This window comes from Rhizorhabdus sp. P4_G6, assembly GCF_056401045.1.
Genome location: NZ_JBFUKC010000038.1, coordinates 1 through 10,818, shown reverse-complemented (window position 1 = coordinate 10,818; position 10,818 = coordinate 1). Strand labels below are relative to the sequence as shown.

At 60.8% G+C, this 10,818-nt stretch carries 10 protein-coding genes; 9 read left to right on the top strand and 1 reads right to left on the bottom strand.

Annotated elements, in window-relative coordinates:
- From AC1DPF_RS18480 to AC1DPF_RS18460, 5 genes are all read left to right on the top strand, one after another.
- On the top strand, positions 1–232 hold a 232-nt coding region (locus AC1DPF_RS18480), incomplete at its 5' end, for an FAD-binding protein (RefSeq protein ID WP_477962841.1).
- 515 nt (positions 233–747) lie between these two features.
- Entirely contained in the window at positions 748–1,548 is an 801-nt protein-coding gene (locus tag AC1DPF_RS18475) for an SDR family oxidoreductase (protein WP_477962839.1), read from the top strand.
- A gap of 131 nt (positions 1,549–1,679) precedes the next feature.
- Positions 1,680–3,728: an acetoacetate--CoA ligase gene (locus AC1DPF_RS18470; protein WP_477962837.1), complete on the top strand. Its 2,049-nt coding sequence runs from the start codon at positions 1,680–1,682 to the stop codon at positions 3,726–3,728.
- Between the two features lie 215 nt (positions 3,729–3,943).
- Complete coding sequence (locus AC1DPF_RS18465) at positions 3,944–4,723, top strand: SDR family NAD(P)-dependent oxidoreductase (protein ID WP_477962835.1); 780 nt, start codon at positions 3,944–3,946, stop codon at positions 4,721–4,723.
- 120 nt (positions 4,724–4,843) lie between these two features.
- The gene (locus AC1DPF_RS18460; RefSeq protein ID WP_477962833.1) at positions 4,844–5,737 is read left to right on the top strand and encodes an SDR family NAD(P)-dependent oxidoreductase; all 894 of its coding nucleotides are present in this window, start codon (positions 4,844–4,846) and stop codon (positions 5,735–5,737) included.
- A 239-nt stretch (positions 5,738–5,976) separates the two neighbouring features.
- Here AC1DPF_RS18460 and AC1DPF_RS18455 read toward each other — a convergent pair whose 3' ends face one another.
- Positions 5,977–6,795 carry an SDR family NAD(P)-dependent oxidoreductase gene (locus AC1DPF_RS18455; protein WP_477962831.1) on the bottom strand — a complete coding sequence of 273 codons (819 nt, stop codon included), beginning with the start codon at positions 6,793–6,795 and terminating at the stop codon, positions 5,977–5,979.
- A gap of 142 nt (positions 6,796–6,937) precedes the next feature.
- On the opposite strand from AC1DPF_RS18455, the gene AC1DPF_RS18450 reads away from it, so the two are divergent.
- From AC1DPF_RS18450 to AC1DPF_RS18435, 4 genes are all read left to right on the top strand, one after another.
- Positions 6,938–7,696 (top strand): short-chain dehydrogenase/reductase, encoded by a 759-nt coding sequence (locus AC1DPF_RS18450; RefSeq protein ID WP_477962829.1) that lies wholly within the window; start codon positions 6,938–6,940, stop codon positions 7,694–7,696.
- A 118-nt stretch (positions 7,697–7,814) separates the two neighbouring features.
- Positions 7,815–8,948: an acyl-CoA dehydrogenase family protein gene (locus AC1DPF_RS18445; protein ID WP_477962827.1), complete on the top strand. Its 1,134-nt coding sequence runs from the start codon at positions 7,815–7,817 to the stop codon at positions 8,946–8,948.
- A 28-nt stretch (positions 8,949–8,976) separates the two neighbouring features.
- Positions 8,977–10,149 carry a thiolase family protein gene (locus tag AC1DPF_RS18440; RefSeq protein WP_477962825.1) on the top strand — a complete coding sequence of 391 codons (1,173 nt, stop codon included), beginning with the start codon at positions 8,977–8,979 and terminating at the stop codon, positions 10,147–10,149.
- A 123-nt stretch (positions 10,150–10,272) separates the two neighbouring features.
- The coding region (locus tag AC1DPF_RS18435) for an enoyl-CoA hydratase-related protein (protein WP_477962823.1) at positions 10,273–10,818 on the top strand (546 nt) is incomplete at its 3' end.

Sequence of the window (10,818 nt, the reverse complement as noted above, 5' to 3'; positions counted from 1 at the left end):
GGGCTATGTGCCGAACGACTACCAGGTCGGCCAGACCGGCAAGATCGTCGCGCCCGAAGTCTATATCGCGGTCGGCATCTCGGGTGCGATTCAGCATCTCGCCGGCATGAAGGACTCCAAGACGATCATCGCGATCAACAAGGACGAGGACGCCCCGATCTTCCAGGTGGCGGATTTCGGCCTGGTCGCCGATCTGTTCAAGGCCGTGCCGGAACTGACCGGAAAACTGTAAAGGGGCACGCCTGCTAGTCGATACGGTCGGCACTATACGAACGGTGTCACGATCGCGACCGCGCACCGCAAACCGATGGCGTGAGTCTGTCGCAAGCTGGCCCAGAGGCGGGCGATCGCTTCGGATAGCCTCCCTCGGCAGGCTGAGACTGACTGGACCCCGGCCTGTTGTCGGCTGTCCGTTGGAATACTTACCGGATATCTGGAATCATCACGCATTCCAGCTCAGACGCGAAGCGATGGCGGTGCATTTGCGTCATCGTTGTTGACGGCAGTGCAATGCACAGAGACAAGTCATGCGGAGATTTGCGGAGGTCTAAATCTGCAAACCCTGGCCTCTGATGCGGCTTTCCTTGGCTCTGGTGACTATTTTTGCATGATTGGTGACACTCGTTCGCGCAATTCTGACCGTGCTCCTGAGCCATGCCAGAAATGGCGGGGCGCGCTGCTGGCAGTCACTTGGCGACGGCAGCAGCTTTCCCATTTGGCTAGAACTACCGTCTCGTGGAGGCTGCCATGAATATGAATTTTGCCGGCCGATTGGCATTTATCTCCGGGGGCGCAAGCGGGATCGGCCGGGCAACTGCCATCGAGCTTAGCCGGCAAGGGATGAAAGTCGCCGTGGCCGATATCGATCTGGCCGGGGCAGAGCGCGTCGCTGCGGAGATAGACGGAGCTTCGGCCGTACTGCTCGATGTTCGCGATCCGGCCAGCTGGGGCGCGGCGCTGGATCAGGCTGAGGACCGTCATGGACCGCTGGCTGTGATGGTGAGCAACGCCGGCGTTGCCGGCAGCACGGATCCTCTCAGCCAGACATCGCAGGCCGCGTGGGAATGGTCGCGATCGGTCAATCTAGACGGCAACTTCTACGGCTTGACGCAAGGCTTGAGCCGCATCCTTGCATCGGGCCTTCCGGGTCACCTGGTGGCGACCTCGTCGCTGGCGGTGCTCAACGTAAAGACCCGGATCGGCGTTTATTCCGCGATGAAGGCCGGGGTGCTTGCACTGTGTGAGGGGCTTCGCGACGAACTGGCCGGCGGCAACATCGGGATTTCGGTCCTGCTTCCCGGGCCGGTGAGGACCCAACTGCTGGAGGCGAACGCCTCCCGGTCGCCCGGCCAAATTTCGGTCGACCGGTTGGAATTCCAGGAGGAACTCCTGCGCAACGGCCTTAACCCTGAGGAGGTTGCGAACATGGTTGCCGATGCGATCGGGACAGCGAGCTTCTGGCTCTTTCCGAACCGTGACCTGGAAGACCGGATCGATACGCGTGCTGCAGACATGAAGGAATCATTCCGGTCGCCTGCCATGGGATGAGACACGTGCCGAACAAAGGAATAAGTAGCGGAATAACAAGCTGCGATGTTTGGTATGCTGTAGCTGATCGCGGCGCTCGCGATCGGTTCAAGGGGGAAGGCAATAACTTCTCGCCCCATGGGAGAAAAGGCGTGGTCACGGCAGGCACGGATGTCGACCTTGGGACGGTTGCCAAAACGATCGCGCAAACGACAGATAACGGTCGCGGGCGTGTGATCTGGACACCAACGGCCGAGGATCGCAGCCAGTCGACACTGACCGCATTCATGACCTGGCTCGAGCAGCACCGAGGCCTGTCGTTCGATGCATATGAAGATCTTTGGCGCTGGTCGACCATGGAGCCGGCGGGCTTCTGGGACGCGGTCTGGCACTTTTTCGGCGTCGAGGCGGATGCTCCCTACCATTCGGTGATGGAGGGCACGGGCTTTCAGAACACGACCTGGTTTCCTGGGGCTCGGCTCAATTTCGCGCGCATGGTGCTGCGCCACGAGGAACGTCTGGCTGATGTGATGGCGGTTACGGCATATCGTGAGGACGGTAGCCATACTGACTGGACCTGGGCCGAACTTGGCGCGGCGGTACGGAGGGTTGCGACCGGTCTTAGGGCAATGGGGATCCAACCGGGAGATCGCGTCGCGGCCTATGTGCCCAATGTCGTGGAGGCGGCTATCTGCTTTATCGCGGCTACGGCCATCGGTGCCATTTGGTCTTCGTGCAGTTCCGAGTTCGGCGCTGCCGCGGCGGCGGATCGTTTCTCGCAGATCGAGCCGAAGCTGCTCATCGCCGTGCCCCGCTACACTTATGCGGGTGTGCTGCATGATCGCGACCAAGTCGTGCGCGATCTGGTTGAGGCTCTGCCAACGCTGGAGCATCTCGTGCTCCTGCAGGATGATGCCGCCGGCCTGGATATTCCTGGCCTTCCAGTGTCGAGCTGGTCGTCGCTTTCGGCGACCCCCGCGCCGGCGCGGGGTGCTTTCAAATATGAGTCGGTGCCCAGCGATCATCCGCTGTGGATCGTTTATACTTCCGGGACGACCGGGCCGCCGAAGGCGATTGTTCACACCCATGCCGGCGCACTCCTCGGCATAATGAAGGACCTCACCTTTCACGTGGAAGTCACCGAAGGCTCGGTCCCGTTCTTCTATGCCACGCCAAGCTGGATCGTGTGGAGTATCGTGCTGGGAACCCTCAGTCTCGGTACGCGCGTGGTGCTTTACGATGGCAGTCCGTTCCATCCCGACCTCGACTGCCTCTGGTCCATCGCCGAACGCTCAGGGGCAACCATATTGGGGGTGAGCCCCGGTTTCGTCGCTCGTATGAAGGAGCGGGGATACGATCCTGCCGCGAGGCACGACCTTCACAGGCTCAAAGCGCTCGTCCTCTCGGGCGCGGTCACCGAAGCTTCGCTCTTCGAATGGCTTACCGGAGTCCTGCCCCCGAACTGCCGAATTATATCGCAGGCAGGCTCGACCGAAGTCTGCGGAGGCTACGCTGGCGGAGTCCGCCTCCTGCCGATCCACGCAGGCGAGGCCACGGCGCGAATGCTGGGAATGGACGTGGACGCGATCGATCCAGAGCGGAGATCGCTCCGCGGCAGGGCTGGCGAGCTCGTGATCGGGACTCCGTTCCCCAATGCGCCGAAATGCTTGTGGAACGACCCGGGCGGTACCCGGCTGGCCGAAAATTACTTGTCGCAATACGGCGGCCGGTGGCAGCAGGGCGACATAATCGTCATCCATGACGATGGAGGTTGCAAGGTTCTCGGCCGATCCGATGCCACGATGAAGCGCCACGGCATCCGGATCGGTGCTGGCGAGTTGTATCGCGCCATCGAGGATGATCCGGTTGTCGCCGATGCGATCGCCGTCTTTCCGCAAGCGGGGCATTTTCGCGACGTGCTGATTTTATTTGTGCGCCTCGCGGACGGCCAAGTGCTGCACGATAGCTTGCGACACGCGCTCGCTACGCGGATTGGTGCGAGGTTGAGTCCCCGGCATGTCCCTGACCTTATCGCGGAAGCCCCTGCAATCCCATATACGTCGACGGGCAAGCGCCTCGAAGTACCGCTTCGCCATTTGCTTGAGGGGCACATCGATGCACAGCAATTCGGCGCCTTGCTGCAGCACGACCGTGCAACGGCAGATTGGTACGTGGCTTTCGCGGACCTGCCTGTCTCCTGACATGTTCGCATTGGGGCACTCTATCCGAGCACAGACTGAATATGGCAAACGGGTTGCGACTATGGACCGGGCAAAAGGCTATGGACTTGCTGGCTTTCTAAAGTAGCACGGGTGAACTAGAAATGTTGAATGGAGAGGGCAGAGGGGTGCATGAATGTTTTTGAAGAAGCCGCGCGCAACCTCCCGATCCCGTTCGGAGAGCAAAGGCAGTTGCCATGATTAAGGCCTTTGATCTTGGCCTCGCCGAGATCCCCGCACTCGTAACGGGCGCGGCCTCCGGAATCGGACGGGCAACGGCACTGCTGCTCGCCGAGAGCGGTGCGCATGTCGCAGTCGTCGACAAGGATGGTGCCGGTGCCGCTGCCCTGGCCGACCAGATCAATGCTGCGGGAGGTCGCGCGGTCGCGATCGTTGCCGATGCCGGTCGTGAAACCGAGGTCCGCGCCGCGGTGGCTGAGGCCGAAACCTCGCTTGGTGTGATCCGCGTGCTCGTGAACAATGTCGGGATCGGAGAGCGGCGCCCGATGCTGGATATCCCGATCGAGGATTGGCGGAATGTCATCGACATCAACCTGACGTCGGCGTTTCTCTTCAGCCAGCTGGTTGCGCGGCGGATGGTCGATGAACGGGTAAGTGGCTCCATCGTCAGTATCGCATCGGTCGCCGGGGAGACGGGAATCCTTAACCGCAGTTCCTATGTTGCCTCGAAGCACGGTGTCGTCGGGCTCACAAAGACGCTGGCGCTGGAACTTGCGCCGCACAATATTCGCGTGAACGCAGTCTCCCCGGGTATGGTGGCAACTAACCTTACTGCGAAGCTGCTGAGCGACCCGGCGCGCGCTGCACAGACCAATTCGTTGCATCCGTTGAACCGCGTGGCCCAGCCAAATGAGATAGCCGACGCGGTCGTGTTCCTGGCCTCCGCCCGATCAAGCTTCACCACCGGGACCATCCTCGTCGTCGACGGCGGCTTCCTGGCTGGCAAGGACTCTTGATGCATCTCCTTTCCAGGCGTCACGCGGCGGCAGAGGAGGGCAGGGACATGGCTCGCGTGTGCGCCGCGACCGTTTGATGCGCGCCACAAGCACAGACTTGGCCCCGCTGAGAGGACGAACATGGAACGCCAGAAAGAGCTCGACCTAAACGGCAGGGTTGCGATTGTAACGGGAGCGAGCCGCGGGGTGGGTCGACAGGTGTCGCTCGATCTGGCTCGACGCGGGGTCAAGGTAGCACTGGTCGCGCGTACGGTCGATCGCGATCCAGACCTGCCAGGCAGCCTTGGTGAAACCGCGCGACTGGTCGAGGAAGCTGGCGGCGAGGCGCTGATCATCCAGGCCGATCTTGCGGAGCGCGCAGACCTGAAGCGTATCATCGACGAGACCGTGGCCCGCTTCGGCGGTGTCGATATCCTGGTGAACAACGCCGCCTCCACGGTGGGCACCGTCTGGTCGAAGCCCTTTCTCGACATCACCTTTGATGAATGGTCGCGCGATTTCGACATCAATCTCCACGCACCCTTCATCCTGATGCAACTCGTTACGCCGATCATGGCCCGGCGCGGCGGCGGACGGATCATCAATATCACCACCGGATCTGCGGAAGCGCATCGCCGGGTCGAGGAAGAAGTACCGGCGGCTTCGAAGTTCGGCTTCAACGCGACCACGCCCAGCTACTTCGCTAGCAAGCGTGCGCTGGACCGGCTGGCTAATATTATCGCGCCCGAACTGCGACGGCAGAATGTGTTCGTCGTGGGCTTGCACCCGGGATGGGTTGCTTCCGAGGTGGTCTCCGCCCGATTGGCCTCTCGCGGGTTCTGCCCGCAAGAAGGTGAAGCGCGTCCGATCGACACGGTTATACCGGCGCGCATGATCATCTACTTCGCCGCGTGCTCAGATCCAGCGGAGTATACCGGACGGCTGTTCGTGGCCGAGCGCGAAATGGAAGCCCTGGGCATCAGCCGCAGCGAATTGGGCAATCCGGCCCTGGCCACGCGGGCACTAGGCCACTGACATTTGATCGGCTACGCCAGAGGGCCTGGAGGCTGCGGCTAACGTTGCGAACCGCAGAGCGGTGATAATCCGTTCTCGAACTTCTCATGACGGCGCTCACTCATGCGAGGTCTCGTTCCTTGATGTGGCGGCCACAAAGAGGCCGCTCGCTGGGTCGGCGAGCGGCGTTGAATAAATATGAGCTTACCGTCGACGCACCGGTGCGTGGTCAAGCATCGGGAGCGAAGGCCTAATCAGGCTCAGGGCTTGCTCGGATCCCACGCCCAATAGCGGGCGACCGCGCCACCATCGACTCGCAGATCGATGCCTGTGATCATCGCAGCGTCATCCGATGCGAGGAAGACGGTGGCGGCACCGTAATCGCTCGCATTCGGCAGCCGCTGCAGCGGAATTCGGTTGGCATATTGATCGGCCATGCCCCCGACGTGGCCCGTCGCACCAACGTCCGCACCCCAGCGCCTTGCGCGCTCGGGCTTTTCCGCAAAGCTTGTTGCAGTGGGGGTCAGACTCACGACCCGGATGTTCTGTGCGGCATACTCCATGGCTGCGCTCCGGGTGAAATTCAGCATGCCGGCCTTGGCGGTGGCGTAAGCGATGTTGCCCGGGGCACCCTGGTGGCCAGTGGTCGAGATCACGTTGATGACCACGCCGCCTCGGCCGCTCTTGATCATCTTCGCCGCCGCATATTTCGTGAATAGGAATGAACCGTCCAGGATCACCGATATCACCTTGCGCCAGCCGGGCAGTTCCATTTCAGCAACCGTTCGCTCGTGAAAATAGGCGGCGTTGTTGACGAGGATGTCGATCCGGCCGAATGCTTCCATCGCCTTTTCAACGGCTGCCTGGACAGCCGCATCGTCTGTGACATCGCAAACCACACCGATCGCTGATCCACCTGCTGCCTTGATTGCTGAGGCGCAACCTTCTGCATTCTGTCGCTGGGCATCGACCGCGACGATTGAAGCGCCTGCTGCTGCCAGCGCCTCGGCAATGCCGCCTCCGATGTTCGGGCTAGTGCCGGTGATGATGGCTACTCGTCCTTCAAGCTTCATGATCATCTCCCTGCAAAATGTTCAGTCAAAGTTAGAACGCTTGTGCTATCTCGTGAAAAGCTTATTGTCGATCGCGAAGCAACCATCAGCAGCAAGTTGAGCTCAGGGTCGCCTTCAGGACGGACAAAAATCAAAACAGGATGCTCGAATGGATCTGAGGTTAGCGGGCAAGAGGGCGCTCATTACCGGCGCCTCCAAGGGGATCGGATTTGCCGCCGCCTTTTCGCTTGGTCGGGAAGGGTGCGAAGTCGTCATCGCCGCCAGAGACGTTGATGCGCTCGATCGCGCGGTAAACGAACTGCGCTCTGCCGGGGTCACGGCAACCGGCATTGCGTGCGATCTCGGCCGCGAGGAAGGCCAGGATGCCTTGGCTGCACAATGCGGGGAGCTGGACATTCTGGTCAACAATGCCGGCGCGATTCCTCCCGGGTCCTTGCAGGAGCTGGACATGCAGCGGTGGCGGACGGCCTGGGACCTGAAGGTCTTCGGGTATTTCGCGCTCACCCAGAAGCTTTACAAGCGAATTGCCGATCGGCACGGCGTGATCGTCAACGTCATCGGCGCCGGCGGAGAACGCTTCCCGCCGGAGTACATCGCCGGGTCGGCTGGCAATGCCRCGCTGATGGGCTTCGTCAAGGCCATGGGGCGTGCCTCGTTCCTCGACGGTGTTCGTGTCGTCGGCATCAATCCCGGATTCGTGCAGACCGATCGCGTTAAGATGATGATGCAGGCGAGAGCGGAGCGCGAGCTTGGCAGCGCAGATCGATGGGAGGAACTGTTTGCCCACCTGCCGTTCGGGCGGGCGGCGACGGCAGATGAAATCGGCGATGCCGTGGCATTCCTTGCTTCCCCGCTGTCGGGTTACACCTCCGGCACAATTCTTAMGATCGACGGCGGCTATGTCTAAGCAGACGAGCGCTGCCCGTGTGGATTGATCTGGTAACGCAGCGCGATTTCCAGGTTTGACGGATTGACGAAGCGATTGATTCAACCTGCCTCAGCCGAATGATTTAGTGGAGAGCGAGTTGACACGAAAGGTATTCACGGCCGAGCACGAGATGTTTCGGGACGCGGTCCGTGCATTTCTCGAACAGCATGTAGTGCCGTACCATCTCGAATGGGAAAAGCAGGGTATCGTGCCGCGTGAAGTTTGGCGCGAAGCCGGCAAGTGGGGCCTGCTTTGCCCCATGGCACCTGAAAAATATGGCGGCGCGGGGGGTGATTTCGGATTCGCCGCAGTCATTATCGAGGAACTTGCCCGCGAGAATGCGACGGGTCTCGGTTTTTCCATGCACAGCGACGTGGTCACGCCTTACATCACGAAATTCGGCACCGAGGAGCTAAAGCAGGAATGGATTCCACGCCTGATCGCAGGCGAGGCGATCGGTGCGCTGGGGATGACCGAGCCTGGAACAGGCAGCGACGTGAAGGCCATCAGGACGACGGCTCACCGCGAAGGTGATGAATGGGTCATCAACGGCTCGAAAACCTTCATCACCAATGGGATAAATTGCGGCCTGATCGTCCTGGCCTGCAAGACCGATCCCGCTGCTGGCCGAAAGGGCTTGTCGCTCATCGTTGTTCCGGAAGGCGCGCCTGGATTCGTCAAAGGCAAGAAGCTCGACAAGATCGGTCTGCTTGCTCAAGATACTGCTGAGCTGTTCTTCGAGGATGTGCGCGTCCCGGCGCATTACCTGCTTGGCGAGGAGAACAAGGGCTTCTCCTACATGATGTCCGAACTGCCGCAGGAACGGATGGTCGTGCCGATCCGCGCGGCCGCTTCGATCGATGCGATGCTCGCCCGGACAATCGAATATACCAAGGATCGCAACGCATTTGGCGCCCCGCTGTTTTCGTTTCAGAATACCAAATTCAAGCTGGCCGATGCGCGCGCCCAGCTCGAGATGCTGCGGGCCTTCGTGGATGACTGTCTCGCGGAGTTTTTGCGTGGCGAACTCAGCGCAGATCGCGCCGCCATGGCCAAGTTGATGGGCGCCGAGATGCAAAACCGGATCCTTGATGACCTGGTTCAACTGCATGGCGGCTATGGCTTTATGAACGAGTTCGTCGTCAGTCGCGCCTGGCGTGACGCCCGTGTCATGCGCATTTACGCCGGAACGTCAGAAATCATGCGCGAGATCATAGCACGCACGCTTTGACATGCGGGCCTGTTCAAGGTGAAGCCATATGACGGGAATAGTGATAGTTGATGCCATTCGGACTCCGATCGGCCGTTTTCGGGGATCATTCTCCGGCGTGCGCGCCGATCATCTGGGGGCGAATGTCCTGCGTGCGATCGTTGATCGAAATGGCCTTTCGACGGATCATGTCGACGATGTTGTGTTCGGCTGCGTTACCCAGATCGGGGAACAGTGCGGGAATATCGCGCGGACGGCGCTGCTCAGCGCCGGATGGCCAGAACATATCCCGGGCATGACCGTGGATCGCAAATGTGGAGCGTCCGAGGCCGCGATTCACACTGCAGTAGGTGAAATCGCCAGCGGCCTGGCTGACATCGTCGTTGCGGGCGGCGCGGAGAATATGACGCGGGTTCCGATGGGCAGCAACCGTGCCCTGCATGGAGAAGTGTTTGGCTGGAAGTTGACGAACCGCTTCAATCTGACCTCTCAGGGCGAGGCTGCTGAAAAGATTGCCGATCATTACGGGTTCACGCGCGATGACATCGACGATTTCGCGATGGAGAGCCACAGACGCGCGGCGGCGGCGGCGGATCGCGGTGATTTCAACGGTGAGATTGCCCCGGTCGACCTCGCTGAATATGCCGAGCGAGACCTGGACGAGGCCAGGATCATTGCGGMGGACGAGACCATTCGCCGGGACACGAGCCGCGAAAAGCTGGCGACACTGAAAGCCAGCTTTCGCGAAGACGGGCGGGTAACCGCAGGAAACTCCTCTCAACTCTGCGATGGTGCTGCCGCACTGCTGCTGGCCTCGGAAGCTGCCGCGGATCGCCTGGGACTGAAGGTCCGGGCGAGGATACATGCCCTCACTGTGGTCGGTTCGGACCCGGAGATGATGCTGACCGGGCCAATTGCAGCAACAAGCAAGATCCTGGAACGCAGCGGGCTCAACCTTTCGGATATCGATTTCTTCGAGGTCAACGAGGCGTTCGCGACAGTCCCAATGGCATGGATGAAGGCGCACGGCGTAGGACATGATCGTCTAAACGTGAACGGCGGCGCGATCGCTCTCGGGCATCCCTTGGGCGGATCGGGGGCCCGAATCATGACGACATTGCTGAACGCGCTCGAATGTCGGGGCGGCAGGTTTGGCCTTCAGAGCATTTGTTGCGCCGGCGGCATGGCGACCGCGACGATTATCGAGCGGGTCGGCCCCTAAGACTCAGCAAGAAAGTGCATTCGAAGCTCAAAGTTATTTTGGTCTGTTCAGACCGGATTTGATGACGCCGCCCGGTCCGGAGGGATGTCTGGCCAGGGCCCAACCGAGTGAGAGGACAGCATAATGAACGAGGGTAATCCCGAAGACACCGGCGTCTATACAGACATCCTCTATAGCGTCTCAGACGCGGTAGCCACGATCGTCATTAACCGCCCGAAAAGGCTCAACGCCTTCAATGGGCACACGATCGAGGAATTGCGCGATGCAATCGCCCGCGCGTCCGCTGACCGGGAAGTTGGCGTCATCGTGCTGACTGGCGCTGGCGAGAAGGCATTCAGCTCCGGCGGAGATATCGACTGGGAGATCGAAGGCGGTCTGAAAGGGCATGACTGGATGCTGGGCGAGGAAATCGTCTCCTGCCTGAAGCCGGTCATCGCGCGCGTGAAGGGATATGCGGTCGGCGGTGGGCATCATCTTCACTATTTCTGCGACTTCACAATCGCGTCGGACGATTCGATTTTCGGACAGAATGGCCCCCGCGTGGCCTCGCCGGCGGGTGGCTATGTCGTCTCGCATCTTGCGAGCATCATCGGCCACAAGCGGGCGCGTGAAATGTGGATGCTGTGCCGGCGCTATACAGCGGCGCAGATGCTCGATTGGGGTCTGGTG